14 protein-coding genes are annotated in these 14,313 nt (G+C 72.8%); 6 read left to right on the plus strand and 8 right to left on the minus strand.

Features of this window, described 5'->3' with window-relative positions; all coding sequences use genetic code 11:
* From fumC to ABEA24_RS46515, 3 genes are all read left to right on the plus strand, one after another.
* Window positions 1-1,464: a class II fumarate hydratase gene (gene fumC, locus ABEA24_RS46505; RefSeq protein ID WP_345441327.1), complete on the plus strand. Its 1,464-nt coding sequence runs from the start codon at window positions 1-3 to the stop codon at window positions 1,462-1,464.
* A 52-nt stretch (window positions 1,465-1,516) separates the two neighbouring features.
* Window positions 1,517-2,149, plus strand: a complete 633-nt coding sequence (locus tag ABEA24_RS46510; protein ID WP_345441330.1) for an alpha-ketoglutarate-dependent dioxygenase AlkB — start codon at window positions 1,517-1,519, stop codon at window positions 2,147-2,149.
* 244 nt (window positions 2,150-2,393) lie between these two features.
* Window positions 2,394-2,822, plus strand: coding sequence for a YkvA family protein (locus tag ABEA24_RS46515; protein ID WP_345441333.1), 429 nt, complete (start codon window positions 2,394-2,396; stop codon window positions 2,820-2,822).
* 236 nt (window positions 2,823-3,058) lie between these two features.
* Here ABEA24_RS46515 and ABEA24_RS46520 read toward each other — a convergent pair whose 3' ends face one another.
* Window positions 3,059-4,018 (minus strand): AraC family transcriptional regulator, encoded by a 960-nt coding sequence (locus ABEA24_RS46520; RefSeq protein WP_345441336.1) that lies wholly within the window; start codon window positions 4,016-4,018, stop codon window positions 3,059-3,061.
* A gap of 155 nt (window positions 4,019-4,173) precedes the next feature.
* Between ABEA24_RS46520 and ABEA24_RS46525 the strand changes: the two genes are divergently transcribed.
* Window positions 4,174-5,214 carry a saccharopine dehydrogenase family protein gene (locus tag ABEA24_RS46525; protein ID WP_345441339.1) on the plus strand — a complete coding sequence of 347 codons (1,041 nt, stop codon included), beginning with the start codon at window positions 4,174-4,176 and terminating at the stop codon, window positions 5,212-5,214.
* A 39-nt stretch (window positions 5,215-5,253) separates the two neighbouring features.
* On the opposite strand, the gene ABEA24_RS46530 is transcribed toward ABEA24_RS46525, so the two are convergent.
* The 4 genes from ABEA24_RS46530 to ABEA24_RS46545 form a co-directional block, all read right to left on the minus strand.
* On the minus strand, window positions 5,254-6,018 hold the full coding sequence (locus ABEA24_RS46530; protein WP_345441342.1) for a metallophosphoesterase: 765 nt from the start codon (window positions 6,016-6,018) through the stop codon (window positions 5,254-5,256).
* A 78-nt stretch (window positions 6,019-6,096) separates the two neighbouring features.
* Entirely contained in the window at window positions 6,097-7,083 is a 987-nt protein-coding gene (locus tag ABEA24_RS46535; protein ID WP_345441345.1) for an RlpA-like double-psi beta-barrel domain-containing protein, read from the minus strand.
* Between the two features lie 11 nt (window positions 7,084-7,094).
* A complete protein-coding gene (locus ABEA24_RS46540) occupies window positions 7,095-8,117 on the minus strand; it encodes a pectinesterase family protein (protein WP_345441348.1) in 1,023 nt (340 codons plus the stop codon).
* A 116-nt stretch (window positions 8,118-8,233) separates the two neighbouring features.
* Window positions 8,234-8,761 (minus strand): MarR family winged helix-turn-helix transcriptional regulator, encoded by a 528-nt coding sequence (locus ABEA24_RS46545; RefSeq protein ID WP_345441351.1) that lies wholly within the window; start codon window positions 8,759-8,761, stop codon window positions 8,234-8,236.
* A gap of 49 nt (window positions 8,762-8,810) precedes the next feature.
* On the opposite strand from ABEA24_RS46545, the gene ABEA24_RS46550 reads away from it, so the two are divergent.
* Both ABEA24_RS46550 and ABEA24_RS46555 read left to right on the plus strand, forming a co-directional pair.
* Window positions 8,811-9,254: a MarR family winged helix-turn-helix transcriptional regulator gene (locus ABEA24_RS46550; protein ID WP_345441354.1), complete on the plus strand. Its 444-nt coding sequence runs from the start codon at window positions 8,811-8,813 to the stop codon at window positions 9,252-9,254.
* An 84-nt stretch (window positions 9,255-9,338) separates the two neighbouring features.
* Window positions 9,339-10,325, plus strand: coding sequence for an NAD-dependent epimerase/dehydratase family protein (locus ABEA24_RS46555; RefSeq protein ID WP_345441357.1), 987 nt, complete (start codon window positions 9,339-9,341; stop codon window positions 10,323-10,325).
* A gap of 232 nt (window positions 10,326-10,557) precedes the next feature.
* Here the strand turns inward: ABEA24_RS46555 and ABEA24_RS46560 are convergent, their stop codons facing one another.
* The 3 genes from ABEA24_RS46560 to ABEA24_RS46570 are packed head-to-tail and all read right to left on the minus strand — an operon-like array spanning window position 10,558 to window position 14,146.
* Window positions 10,558-11,685 carry a sensor histidine kinase gene (locus ABEA24_RS46560; RefSeq protein ID WP_345441360.1) on the minus strand — a complete coding sequence of 376 codons (1,128 nt, stop codon included), beginning with the start codon at window positions 11,683-11,685 and terminating at the stop codon, window positions 10,558-10,560.
* The gene (locus ABEA24_RS46565; RefSeq protein ID WP_345441363.1) at window positions 11,682-12,380 is read right to left on the minus strand and encodes a response regulator; all 699 of its coding nucleotides are present in this window, start codon (window positions 12,378-12,380) and stop codon (window positions 11,682-11,684) included. Before ABEA24_RS46565 ends, ABEA24_RS46560 begins: the two co-directional genes overlap by 4 nt.
* Window positions 12,374-14,146, minus strand: a complete 1,773-nt coding sequence (locus ABEA24_RS46570) for a hypothetical protein (RefSeq protein WP_345441366.1) — start codon at window positions 14,144-14,146, stop codon at window positions 12,374-12,376. The genes ABEA24_RS46565 and ABEA24_RS46570 overlap by 7 nt, the downstream gene beginning before the upstream one ends.
* Window positions 14,147-14,313 lie beyond the last annotated feature (167 nt).

Here is a 14,313-nt window from a genome sequence, read left to right on the forward strand (position 1 = left end):
ATGACCACCCACGACATACCGCAGGTCAAGGACCTGCCCATCGGCCTCACGGCCACCGGTACCCGCGCCGAGACCGACTCCATCGGCGAAATCGAAGTGCCCGCCGACCGCTACTGGGGCGCGCAGACCCAACGATCCCTGATCCACTTCGACATCGGCCACGACCGGATGCCGAAAGAGATCTACCACGCCTACGGCTACATCAAGAAGGCCGCGGCGATCGTCAACGCGGCCGCGGGCCGGCTCCCGCGGTGGAAGGCCGATCTGATCGCCCGCGTCGCCGATGAGGTCATCCGCGGCGACCTCGACGAAGAGTTCCCGCTGTACGTCTGGCAGACCGGCTCGGGCACCCAGTCGAACATGAACGTCAACGAGGTGATCTCCAACCGGGCCATCCAGCTGGTCGACGGCAGGCTCGGCACCAAGGACCCCGTGCACCCGAACGATCACGTGAACATGGGCCAGTCCTCCAACGACACCTTCGTCACCGCCATGCACATCGCCACGGTCGAGATGATCGAGACCAGGCTGCTGCCCGCCCTGGACCGGCTCCGGCAGGCCGCGCACGCCAAGAGCCGCGAGTGGGAACACGTGGTGAAGATCGGCCGTACCCACCTGGAGGACGCCACCCCGCTCACGGTCGGGCAGGAGTGGTCCGGCTACGTCGCGCAGCTCACCGACGCCACCGAGCACCTGCGCATGGTGGAGCGCGAGCTGTACCGGCTGGCGATCGGCGGCACCGCGGTCGGCACCGGCTTGAACGCCCCGCCGGGCTTCGGCGACGAGGTCGCCGCCCGGATCGCCGACCTGACCGGCCGCCCGTTCACCAGCGCGCCCAACAAGTTCGCCGCCCAGGCCTCCTGCGACGCGCTCGTCCGCACCTCGGCGGCGATACGCGCGCTGACCGCGCCACTGTTCAAGTTCGCCAATGACCTGCGCTGGCTGGCGTCGGGCCCGCGCACCGGCCTCAGCGAACTCATCCTCCCGTCGAACGAGCCGGGGTCGTCGATCATGCCGGGCAAGGTCAACCCCACCCAGGCCGAGGCGATGCTGATGGTCGCCATCCAGGTGATCGGCAACGACACCGCCGTCTCGATCGCCGGCGGGGAGGGCAACTTCGAGCTCAACGCCTTCCGCCCCGTCGTCATCAACAACATCCTGCACTCGGTGCGGATCCTGTCGGACATGATCGAGCACTTCCGCGTCTACCTGGTCGAAGGTGCCCGGCTCAACCCCGAGAGGCTCACGGCCAACCTCGATCGCTCCATCATGATGGTCACCGCGCTCAGTCCGGTCATCGGTTACGACAAGGCGGCTCAGATCGCCCACCGGGCCCTCGACGAGGATCTGTCGCTGAAGGACGCCGCCCTGAAATCCGGGGTGAGCCGCGAGCTGTACGAACGAGTCGTCGTCCCCGAAAACCTCACCCGGCCTGGAGTCGCCGGCACCGAGAACAAGAAGTGAGAGGATCCGTTTTGATCGAACACGCGTTTGAACGGATGCGTAGACTCGTCGTATGACAGGGGCTTTCCAGGCGTCGCTGCTCGACTTCGACGACGAGATCGGCCTCGGCCCGCTCGGCTCGTCGGTACACCGCACGGTCCTCGACCGTGGGGCCTGGATCGACGTGCGGCGGGGCTGGGTGACCGGGGCGGACACGCTCTTCGAGCGGCTGCGCGACACCGTCCCATGGCACGCCGAGCGGCGGCCCATGTACGACCGGGTCGTCGACGTGCCCCGCCTGCTGAAGTTCTACGAGGAGGGCGAGCCGCTGCCCGACCCGGCGCTCGACGAGGCGAAGCGCGCCCTGGACGCGCACTACGCCGCCGAACTCGGCGAGCCGTTCCGCACCGCCGGGCTGTGCTTCTACCGCGACGGCCGCGACAGCGTCGCCTGGCACGGCGACACCATCGGGCGCGGCAGCACGCACGACACCATGGTGGCGATCATCTCGGTCGGCGCGCCCCGCGCGCTGACGCTCCGCCCGCGCGGCGGCGGCGGCACGACCCTGCGGTACGACCTCGGCCACGGCGACCTCATCGTCATGGGCGGCAGCTGCCAGCGCACCTGGGAGCACGCCATCCCGAAGACCGCCCGGCCGTGCGGTCCCCGCATCAGCATCCAGTTCCGCCCCCGCGGCGTCCGCTGACGACGGCCCGGCACCGCCCTGTACGGCGTCCACTGACGGCGGCACGGCCCCCGTACGCGTCCGGTGACTGCCGCACGGCGCCGACCCCCGTACGGCGGCCGCCCCACGGCACCGATGTCTCCCGTACGGCGTCTCACTGACGGCGCGTGGCGCGGACGCCCGTACGGTGGTCGCCGCATGCGCTGCGCATAGGTGGGCGAAAGCGGGAGATACTCGCTGGTGTCCTCAACCTCCCGGAGGAGCAATGGCCTGGTTGGGCGCTCTCGTCCTCTTCGTCGGCGCGATCCTGACGTTCGCCGTCGGCGGTGACGTCGGGACCCTCGACGTTCGCACGCTCGGCATCGTCGGGATGGTCGTCGGCGGCGTCCTGCTCGTCGTCGGCATCGTGCGGCTGCGCCGTACTCCCCGGTCGGCCGGAGCACGGTCGCCCGCAGGGGTGATCCGGGGCGGTGTGCAGGCGCAAGTACAGGACCGGGTGTACCGGACGAGCAAGGGCAAGATCATCGCGATGATCGCCGTCGTCGTCTACATCCTCTCCCCCGTCGACCTGATCCCGGACGTGTTCCTGCCCGTCGGCGTCATCGACGACGGTACGGCGTTCGCGTGGCTGCTGTTCGCGATCGGCCAGGAGGTCACCCGGAAGCGCCGCAGCGCTCTGTCGGCCCGCGAGTGATGACCAGGCGTCCGACCGACCCGCGCCGCGACCAGGAGCGCCGCAGCCGTTGTCAACCCGTGAGCGGCGACCCGGCGTCCGACCGACCCGCGCCGTGACCAGAGGTTGTCGGCCCGTGAGCGATGACCGAGCGTCGGACCGGCACGCGCCGCGACCAGGAGCGCCGGAACGCGTTGTTCGCCCGTATCGGGCGTCCGATCGGCCCGCGCCGTGGCCGGGATCGCCGCAACGCGTTGTCAGCCGGTGAGCGATGACCTGGTGTCCGGTGAGCCCGCGCGGTACCGGCCGGGCGCGGTCGCGAACTCCCGCTTGAACGCCCGGGCGAAGGCGAACTCCGAGGTGTAGCCGGTGCGTTCGGCCACGGAGCGCAATGGCAGGTCGGTGTCGCGGAGGAGCCGCGCCGCGATCGTCATCCGCCACCACGTGAGGTAGGCCAGCGGCGGCGATCCGACCATCACCGTGAAGCGCCGGGCGAAGGCCGCCCGCGACAGCCCCGCCTGGGCGGCGAGCGACTCGACCGTCCACGGCCGGGCGGGGTCCTCGTGGACGGCTCGCAGCGCGCCCGCGACGGCGGGATCGCGCAGCGCGGCGGCCCAGCCGGCGGTCACCTCATCGGGCTGGTCCTCGTAGTACGCGCGAAGGATGTACAGCAGGAGCAGGTCCAGCAGCCCGGACAGCGCGGCGTCTCCGCCGGGGCGGGGGCGGGCGCCGAGTTCGTGGCCGAGCAGGTCGATCGCGGCGCGCAGCGCGGGATGCCGACCGACGCGGGCGGGCAGGTGAACGACGTCGGGCAGTTCCGTCAGCAGCGGGTGGGCGCGCGAGTGGTCCAGGCGGTACGCGCCACACAGCATCTCGGTCCGGGCGCCGGACCCGTCGCCCGCGTGCGCGCCTAGGGTGAGGCCGTCGCCGTGGAGCGGCAGGTCGTCGTAGGCGAGGCGGACTTCGGCCAGGCGCCGCGACGGGGAGTCGGCGATCCCGTGACCGAGCTCGCGCGGCAGGAAGGCCACGTCGCCGACGTTCAGCGCGATGGGCTCGCCACGTGCCGGTATCAGCCAGCACGACCCCTGCAGGATCACGTGGAACCCGGCGCCCTCCTGCGGCTGGAACTGGATCCCCCACGGGGCGCGCAGCCGGGTCCGCGAGGAGTGCGGCCGGCCCGTGCGCATCGCCGCGACCGCGTCGCTCAGCACGTCCATGCACCAACCGTACGGCCCATCGCGCTCCGGCGAGACGATCGGGCATGGAACGTGGACTTACGGGCATGGGATCGGCCTCTCGCGATTCCTACGGTGATTCCCGGGCGAGGTCGCGGACGCACCGCGACCCGCCCGAGACCTTCAGGGAGAACGTGATGAGGATCGCCGTCTACGGCGCCAGTGGATTCACCGGCCGGCTCGCGGTCGCCGAGGTACTCCGCCGGGGCATGACCCCCGTCCTGGTCGGCCGGAACGAGGAACGCCTGCGCAAGGCCGCGGCGGAGGCCGGAGGTGGGGACGTCCGCGTCGCGGGCCTGGACGACCCCGTGGCACTGGCCGGGGCGTTCGGCGACTGCGACGCGGTCGTCAACTGCGCGGGGCCGTTCACGTCCTGGGGCGAGACCGTGGTGCGCGCCGCCATCGCGGCGGGCCGACACTATGTCGACACCACCGGCGAGCAGCGGTACATCAACCGGATCCTGGCGGCGTACGACGCCGACGCCGAACGCGCCGGAGTCGCGGTCGTTCCGGGACTCGCCGACGACGGCGGCCCCGGCGACCTGATCGCGCACCTGACGGCCGAGCGGGTCTCACCGGTCGAGGAGCTGCTCATCGCCGACATGCGGCGTCCCGGTGCGGCCTCACGCGGGACCGCGCGAACGATGGCGGAGGTGTTCGCCGAAGGGCCGCTCGACTACGTCGATGGCGCCTGGGTCCCGGCCGGTGACGACGCGCCCGCGTCGCTCGCCGTACCCGGCGCGGACGAGGAGGTGCCGGTCACACCGTTCCCGCTGCCGGGGGTCGCCACCGTGCCGCGCCACGTGACGGCGCACCGCGTCCGCAGCGTCGTGGCGGCCGAGGTGGCCGCCGCGTTCCTGGCGCTGACGCCGGACGTCGTGGAAAGCATCCCCGAGACGCCGGACGAGGACTCCCGCCGGGCCGCCCAGTGGCTCATGGTCGCCCAGGCCGAGGACGGCCGTGGCGGCCGCGCCCGTGGGTGGGTCACCGGCCCCGACCCGTACAGGCTCACCGCGGTGATCGCCGTGGAGGGGGCCCGGCGGCTCGCGGCCGGCGAGGGCAGGGCCTCCGGCGAGAGGCGGGCGGGGGCGCTGACCCCGGCTCAGGCGTTCGACCCGGCGGATTTCCTCGGCTTCCTCACCCCGCACGACGTCACCTGGCAGGTCACCGGCCCGTGAACGCGGACGGTCAGAACGTTACGACCGGGTAGTGGGTGGTCAGGGCGTGACGACCCGGTAGTGGCTGGTCAGCCGCCCCTCGTCGTCCAGGACGTGGAAGGCGAGCGCGGGAGGGATGTCGAGGTCGACGAGGCCGTCCGCGCCCGTACCCCACGTGCCGGTCTCCCACGGCAGCCGGACGGTGGAGACGACCCCGGGCGCGACCAGCAGCGGCCGGCCCGCGAACGTCGTCACCGCCGGGGTGTGGGCGTGGCCGCACAGGACGGCGACGACGTCCGGGTGACGGCCGATGAGCCCGGCGAGCCGGTCCTCGCCGAACTGCCGGATCGCGTCGACGTACGGGGCGTGCAGGACGACGGGCGGGTGGTGGAAGACGACGAACACCGGCGTTCCGGACGGCGTCTCGGCGAGCACCCCCTCCAGCCAGGTCAGGGTCTCGTCGTCGAGACGGCCGTCGGGCCGCCCCGGGATCGAGGAGTCGCACATCGCGAACACGGCCCCCGCGACGCGGTGTGCCCGGTTGACGGGGCCGTCGCCGGCCGGCTCGCCGAGCAGCACCTGACGGTACGGGGCGCGGACGTCGTGGTTGCCCGGGCAGATCAGCACCGGGTGCCGCGACGCCAGGGCCGCCCGCGCCTCCTCGTACTCGGCCGGCAGGCCGTGGTCGGCGATGTCCCCGGTGACCAGCACGGCGTCGAGGTCGTACGGCAGCCGGTCGAGGTACGTCATGACGGCCTCCGTACGCGCGGCGGCGCGCGGCGTCCCGTCGAGGTGCGTGTCGCTGAGGTGCGCGAAGACGATCACACGGCGACCGTACGGGGGCGCACGCGGCACCGGTAAGAGCCACTGCTCGCCGGAAGACACGAGCCACTTCGCCCGCGGTCAGCCGGCGCTCGTCGTGTAGGTCACCGGGGTGTACGCCGGGCCGCAGGAGTTCGCGCAGGACGACGGGAGGGAGAACGAGTAGACGCGGCCGCCGCCGACCAGCGTGTCGGAGGCGTCCAGGACCCGGATCCGGTAGTCGCGGCCCGCGCTCACGGTGGGGGCGATGACGTACGCCTGGCCCATGTCGCTGTCCATCGTCGCGTTCTTCCAGGTGCTCCCGTCGTAGTACTGCACGCCGTGGATCCCGTTCGGCAGGTGGGAGACGGCGAGCGCCGGCCACCAGACCTGCGCGCCCTGGAGGAACCCGATCTTGATGTCGCCGCTGTAGCCGGGCGCGGGCACGAACTGCCAGTTGATGTGCCGGTTGTTCCAGTGGTTCGGGTACATGTCGCCGACCGGTACGCCGTTCTTGGCGAACCGGTTCAGCGACGCCTGCGCGAGGTCGAGGTGGTACGGATCATCGCGGCACCAGGCGTTGCCGTCGGCGCAACTGTCGGCCACCTGCATGGTCAACGTCGCGCCGTTGTAGGCGTCGGAGACCCAGGAGCCGTTCCGGCAGAACGCCTGGTTCGGCGCTCCGTCGTTGACGCCCGTGCAGTAGTCGCCGATCGTGACCTGGACGTACCGGCCGCAGTTCTGGCCGTTGGCGAAGATCCCCATGCGCGCCGCGTCCGCCGCCGCGATCGGACGGGGATAGCCGTTGTAGTCGTGCGGGGTGTTGAAGACGTTGAGCGCGACGAAGTCCTGGCTGTCGAGGTTCGCCTGCGGCAGCCCGCACCCGCCGTACGGAGAGCCGAGCCCGGTGAACCACGTCGCGTTGCCGGTCACCGGCGAGGACGCGGACGGCACCGCCGCCGCCCCGCCGGGGGCCGCCGGACGAGCCGCGACGGCGGGCGATCCGGCCGCCACCGGGGACGCGCAGGCGAACAGCAGCGCGCTCAGGGCGGGCAGCCACCTGCGCGGCCGAGGTCTCCGTACGGGCATCTCAGCCTCCGTCAGTAGATCGGGTTCCAGCCGTCGGAACCGGCCAGGTAGCGGGCCGGCGTGTAGGACGGCGCCTGGGAGGCGCTCAGCTGCGGCCGGTTGGAGTTGACCGCCGCGCCGGCGCCCGTGTTCGTGTACTCGGAGAAGCGCGCGTCCTTCCACGAGAACCCGGACATGTCCGTCCAAGGGTCGTTGCGGATGTGCGCGCCGAGCGTGCACTCGCGGAACAGCACCTGACCCACCGCGTTGGCGTCGCCGGACGGGTGCCAGGGGCGGCCGAGGTAGACCGACTTGGCGGCGGCGTTGCTCGTCAGCGTCGACCGGTAGAACAGGAAGCCGTAGGGATTGGTGTTGTTCGTGGCCGCCGCGGTGACGTACCCGTTGTTGCTCGACGAGCCACGGCTCAGCGAGTGGATCTCCGACCGGTCGAACACCGCGGTCCCCCGGCCGAAGATGAAGTCGACGTCACCCTCGATGTAGGACGCGCGGATGTAGGAGCGGCCGACCGTGCTCGTGCTCGCCGTCCACAGCAGCAGGGTGTCCTGGTTCGCGAGGACGCGCACGTTGTCCAGGACGGCTCGGTCCGCGTTGAGGTCCAGGGCCACCGCCTGCGAGCTGCCGTTCTTCGCCTCGTCGTAGTCGTTGGCGAACGTCAGGTTCGTGGCGTGGAAGTCGTTCGCGGACACGGCCACCGTCGCGCTGCCCTGCGTCCCGTACTGGCTCGCCGCGTGGTTCTCGACGATGACGACCTGGCTGCTGCCGGACCCGAGGCCCTTGAAGGTGACGTGCGTCTTGGCGGACGGGACCGAGACCGTGCCCCGGTAGGTGCCCGGCTTGATGTCGATCTCGTAGCCGGAGCCGTTGGAAGGAGCGGCGTTGACGGCGGCCTGGACCGTGGTGAAGTTCCCGCTGCCGTCACCCGCGACGGTGACGACCGTGGCCGCCGAGGCCGGCGTGCCGAGCGCGGAGACCGTCGTCAACGCCAGCGACGACGCGAGGACCGTGGCCGTACCGACGCGTCTCTCCCGGGACATGGCACCTCCTGAAGGGTCACCCGATCAGGAGCAGATTCCGTGGTACGGAACGGCGTGTCAAAACTGCGGCGCGCGCCGGGGCCTGCGGTCACGGCGGGCCGGCACGCCCGCGCTGGTCACCGGTCCGCCGGCCGGCCTGGAGGCGGCCGATCCTCGCTGAAAGTTTCACCGGTGCCTGGGGCCGTGGTCTGCGCGGTGAAGGACTCGACGAACGAGGTCAGCAGGCGGGCGAACGCGGCCCGGTCGTCGTCCGACCAGCCGGCCATCGCCCGCGCGAACGTCTCCTGCCGGAACCGGTGCATCCGATCGAGCCCCTCCCGGGCGAGGTCGGTGAGCGCGACGGGCGTGCGGCGGCCGTCCCGCTGATCGGCCAGGCGGACGAGCAGGCCGGCGTCGACCGCGCGCGACACCAGGCGGCTCGCCCGCGGCTGATCGACGTCGAGCGCGGCGGCCACCTCGGTGACCGTGCAGGACCGCCCCATCCCCTCGATCGCGTCGAGCACGCCGAAGACGGTCGGATCGAAGGCGACGCCCTCGACATCCCGTCCGAGCCTGCTCATCGCGCGGCGCGTCTGGCTTCGCCGGATGGCGACCATGGCCCGCTCCACCGCCACCAGCGCCTCTTGTTGCCGTACCGGATCCATGGATGCTAGCTTACAAACACATGCACTTTTACATGGAAATGAGGGCACCATGCAGGAGCGTTCCGACGTACGCCAGACCCGCCCGTTCGGCTACTGGGTGAAGCACATCGACCAGCGCATCGAGGAGATGGGCCGTCGCGTGCTCGCCGAGGAAGGGCTGAACCGGCGGCTCTGGCAGGTGCTCAACACGATCGCCTCCGGCCCGCTCGGCCCGGCGGATCTGGACCGGACCCTGGCGCCGTTCGTCTCCGACGAGGAGCCCACGATGCGGCCGTACGTCGACGAGCTCGCCGGCCGCGGCTGGGTCACCCGGACCGACGACGGCGACCTCGCGCTCACCGACGCCGGCCGGGACGCGCACGCCCGCGCGGGGGAGCGCATGTACGCCGCGCGCGCCCGCGTCGTCGAGGGCCTGTCGAGCGACGACTACGACACCCTGATGAACCTTCTGGAGCGGATCGCCGGCAACCTCGACGCCGTGGTCGCCGCCTGATCCCGAACGCGGTGATTCTTACGGAATACGGACGGCTCGCCGCCGACCGGGTTCCGGCCGCCCCGCCGTGGTTACCGTGCGGACATGCGCGTGCTCGTGACCGGCTCCGCCGGGTTCATCGGATCCCACATCGTCGAGACCCTCCAGGAGCGCGGCCATGAGGTGCGCCCGCTCGACCTGCGGTCGGGCGAGGACGTCCGGGACGCCGCGACCGTCGCGCGGTGTCTCATCGGCGCCGACGCGGTCTGTCATCAGGCGGCCAAGGTCGGGCTGGGCGTCGACGTCTCCGACCTGCCCGCGTACGCCTCGACGAACGTGCTCGGCACGGCCGTCCTGCTCGCCGGGATGGCCGGGGCGGGCGTACGGCGGCTCGTGCTGGCGTCGTCGATGGTGGTCTACGGCGAGGGCGCGTACGACTGCGCCACGCACGGAAGGGAACGGCCCGGCCCCCGGGAGGAGGCCGACCTCGCCGCGGGCCGGTTCGAGCCCCGCTGCCCGCTCTGCGGCGCGGCGCTGACGCCGGGCACCGTCGGCGAGGACGCGCCCGTCGACCCCCGCAACGCGTACGCCGATTCCAAACTCGCCCAGGAGCACCTCGCCGCGTCCTGGGCCCGCGCGACCGGCGGGAGCGTCGTGGCGCTGCGCTACCACAACGTGTACGGGCCGCGGATGCCGCGCGACACCCCGTACGCGGGCGTCGCCGCGATCTTCCGCTCCAGCCTCGAACGCGGCGAGCCCCCACGCGTCTTCGAGGACGGCGGGCAGCGCCGCGACTTCGTCCACGTACGGGACGTCGCCCGCGCCAACGTCCTGGCCCTGGAGTCGGCGGAACCGCCGTCCGGCGCGCTCCGGGCGTACAACATCGCGAGCGGCGAGCCGCGCACGGTCGGCGAGATGGCGGCCGCCCTCGCCAAGGTGTACGGCGGGCCCGACCCCGTCGTGACCGGCCAATACCGGCTGGGCGACGTCCGCCACGTCGTCGCCTCCCCCGACCGGGCCCGTACGGAGCTCGGCTTCCAGGCCGTGATCCCCTTCGAGGACGGCATGGCCGAGTTCGCCGCACGGTCCTGAGCCCCCGTCGACGCCGGCGGGCCGACGCGGTCGAGCGGGCTCCGACCGGCCGGCGCGGGCCGGCCGGAGACGCTCTCGCCGCAGGCCGCGTCGACGTCGACGGGCCCGATCACCGGCTCGCCGAACCCCGCCGACTCAGACCCCGGAGGAAGCCGGACAGCAAGCGGCAGCCCGCCACCGGGAATCAGACCCGGAGGAAACCGGACGGCGATCGGCAGCCCACCACCGAGAATCAGACACCCAGGGGAAGGCGGACGACGAAGCGGCAGCCGGGGCCCGCGTTCGAGACGCCGATCTCGCCTGCGTGGGCCTCGACGATGCCGCGGGCGATGGCCAGGCCGAGACCGGCCCCGCCGCCGGGCGTCCGTGCGGCCTCGCCCCGGAAGGCGACGTCGAACAGGCGCGGCAGGTCCTCGTCGGGGATCCCGCCGCAGGCGTCGGACACCGCGACGTACGCCATGCCCTCCTCCGCGCCCGCCACGATCTCCACGCCGCCGTCCTCCGGCGTGTGCCGGATCGCGTTCACCACCAGGTTGCGCAGCGCCCGGCCGAGCTCGGCGGCGTCCACCTCCACGGGCAGGACGCCCTGCGCCTGCCCGCGCAGCCGGACGCCCTTGGCCCGGGCCAGCGGCTCCGTCCCGGCGACCGTCTCCGACACCAGGTCGCCGAGGCCGACCCGCTGCCGTGAGAGCCGCAGCGCCCCGGCGTGGATCCGGGACAGCTCGAACAGGTCGTCCACCATCGCGGTGAGCCGGTCCGTCTCCGCCCGTATCTGCGCGTGGTACTGGCGCACCGTCGCCCTGTCGGCCACCACCTCGTCCTCGAGGGCCTCCGCCATGGCCCGCAGCCCGGCCAGCGGCGTACGCAGGTCGTGGCTCACCCAGGCGACGAGCTCGCGGCGGCTGCTCTCCAGCGCGCGTTCGCGGGCGCGGGCGGCGTCGAGGTTCTCGTAGGCGGTGGACAGTTCGGTGCCGAGTTCGGCGAGTTCGGCGGGCAGCCGCCGCTCCGGCGGGCGGAACCGCCCGGTCTCCCCCGCCCGCCGCACGGACACCAGCAGCGAACGCGTGCCGCCGATCAGCCGGTGGCCGAGCAGCAGGGACACCCCGAGCCCGACGAGCCCGCCGATCACGGTGACGGTCAGCGTGACGGACCGGTCATGGTCGCTGATCAGCATCTTCAGCGTGATCGCCACGATGCCCGCGACGGTGGCCAGGACGGTCGCGGCCGAGACGACGGCCACCAGGGTGGCGATGGAGCGCCCGCGCAGGGCGTACAGCGCCGAGACGCCGACGGCGCCGGCGAGCAGCGCGGCCCCGGCGGCGTACGCCACCACCTCGGCGAACGCGGTGAAAGGAATCATGTGAGCGGCTCGTATCGGTAGCCGACACCCCAGACGGTGAGGATCCGCCGGGGCGCGGTGGGGTCTTCTTCGATCTTCTCTCTCAGGCGGCGGACGTGGACGGTGACCGTCGACGAGTCGCCGAACTCCCAGCCCCAGACCTTCTGGAGCAGGTCCATGCGGGTGTACGCCTGCCGTGGATGGCGCATCAGGAACGCCAGCAGGTCGAACTCGCGAGCGGTGAGGGAGATCTCCTCGCCGCCGAGCCGCACCTCATGGGCGGCGGCGTCCACGGTCAGGTCGCCGTCGGTGATCGTCTCACCGGTCGGGGCGAGCGCGCCGCGCGCCCTCCGCAGGACGGACTTCACGCGCAGGGCCAGCTCACGCGGGCTGAACGGCTTGGTGACATAGTCGTCCGCGCCCGTCTCCAGGCCGATGAGGCGGTCGGTCTCCTCGCCCAGCGCGGTCAGCATGACGATCGGCACCGGCCAGCGCTCGCGGAGCCGGCGGCACACCTCCAGGCCGTCGATGCCGGGCAGCATGAGGTCGAGGACGACCAGGTCCGGGGGGCGTTCCTCGGCGGCGCGCAGCGCGGCGTACCCGTCGGCGACGCAGACGACCTCGTGCCCGTCGCGGACGAGGTAGCGGGACACGACGTCGGCGACGGTCGGATCGTCGTCGACCACGAGGACGCGGCCGGTCTCGGACCTCACCATGGCGACCTCGCCAGGGCCTGGATCACGAGGGCGGTGGCCACCTGCGCAAGGAGCAGCGTACGGGCCGGCGGGCGAACGACGGCGGGCGCGATCGTCGTCCACGCGGCGTACGGAATCCAGATCCGCTCCACCTCACCGCGCGTGACCCCGGACAGGTCGAGGGCGATCATCCCGGCGAGCGCGGCGGCGACCGGCCAGCCCAGCCGCCCGATCCACACGGAACCGCCAGGCCCCTCGGCGGCAACGCGCTCGCCACCCGCACCGCGCCACCGAAACGCGCTGTGCCCCGCACCGGCCGGCCGATACTCGGCGCGCTCCGCGCCGCGCCACCGAAGCATGCTGTGTCCCGCACCGCGCCACCGGAGCGCACCGCGGCCCGTACCGCGCCACCGATTCTCGCCGGGGTCGGCCGGGCCGCCGGGGAGCAACGCTTTGGCAAGGGCGGCCGTGTGCCTGAGCACGGTCGGCAGGGCCATGGCGGTCGCGGGGCCGATCAGCAGTGCCAGCACGGACACGTCGCCGACGAGGAAGTAGGCGTACGGCCGGGCGCGCGCTCCGCCGCCCGCCGCCCAGGCCGTGTGCGTCCCGGCGACCCCCTCGAACCAGGAGAATCCGGCGAGCGTGAAGGCGGCGGGCACGACCACACACCCTGCGGCCAGCGCACCGAGGACCGCTCGGGGCGGGCGGGTCAGGACGAGGACGGCGAGCGGCAGCGCGAACATCGGCAGCAACCCGTAGCTCAGGTACGGCAGGGAACCGAGCAGCAGCCCACCCGCGAACGCGCACCCGAGCGCCGCCCCTCCCCGCGTTCCCGGCCCACGGTCCCCCGGCGTAGAGCGGAGCGGTGGAAGTCCCCGGAGCGCGGCGTCCCCAGGCGCGGAAAGCGCAGGCGGGGAATGCACAGGCGGGGAATGTACGGACGCCGGTTCGTCGTGGGCGGTGGCCACGGGCTCGAATCCGTCCGGAGCGGGCCGCGTGGCGGCGATGGTCACCAGGGCCACCGCCCAGGCGGCGACGCCGAGGAAGAGGGCGTCCATGCTGGTGGCGACCCAGAGGGCGGTGGGTGCGAGGACGACGAACGGCACCGCCCGGCGGGCCGCGTCGGCGCCGGCCAGCCTCCGGACGGTGATCGCGATCGCGGCCACGGCGGAGCTCCCGGCGGTGATCACCAGGGCCGCCGCCCAGCCCGCGTCGCGCAGTCCTGCCCGCTGGAGCGCCCACAGGATCAGGGTCGGCAGCGGTGGATGGCCCTTCACGTGCGTCGGGTACGCCTGCATGGCCCCAGCGAATCCGCGGAGCCAGCGCAGCGGATCGTCGCCGATCGCGGGCAGGCCCGCGAGGTACTCGGTCGGGGCGGTCAGCGGGCGGGCGAGGCCGTCCGGCAGCTGAAGGGCGACGGCCCACAGCGCCGATCCGAGCCACGCGGTCAGGAGCACGGACCGCCACGGCAGGCGGCGGGCGGCGATCGGCAGGACCGCGACCGCGACCAGCCCCACGACCACCGCGGGCAGCAGCGGTCCGATCAGCAGCCGGGGGTCCGCGTGCAGCGGCGGGAACCGGTCCACCGGGAGATGCCCGGTGCTCCGGAGGATCGCGCCGACCCCGAACCCGGCCACGATGATCGCGCCCCACACCGCGAGCGCCGCCCGGCGATGCGGAACCGTACTGTCGGTGAACGGTCCGGCCGCCGGCGCCCGCTCGCCGGAGGAGTCGGCGGAACGCTCTTCGCTGCCGGGCGTCGTCACCGGCCCGCTGAAGCTGATCACATCTTCACATTAGGGCTGACCAGTGGCGATGCGCCGCACACGTCATCACTCCGTAAGGGTTGGGCACTCGGTGAGCGGGGCGGGATCTCACAGTGAAGCCATGAGACCTCGCCCCGGTGCGGACGATCAGTAGCCGGTCGCCGGGCGGTGGCGGTGGCCTGTCCAGC

The organism is Actinoallomurus vinaceus (assembly GCF_039542055.1).
Taxonomy (GTDB): Bacteria; Actinomycetota; Actinomycetes; order Streptosporangiales; family Streptosporangiaceae; genus Actinoallomurus; species Actinoallomurus vinaceus.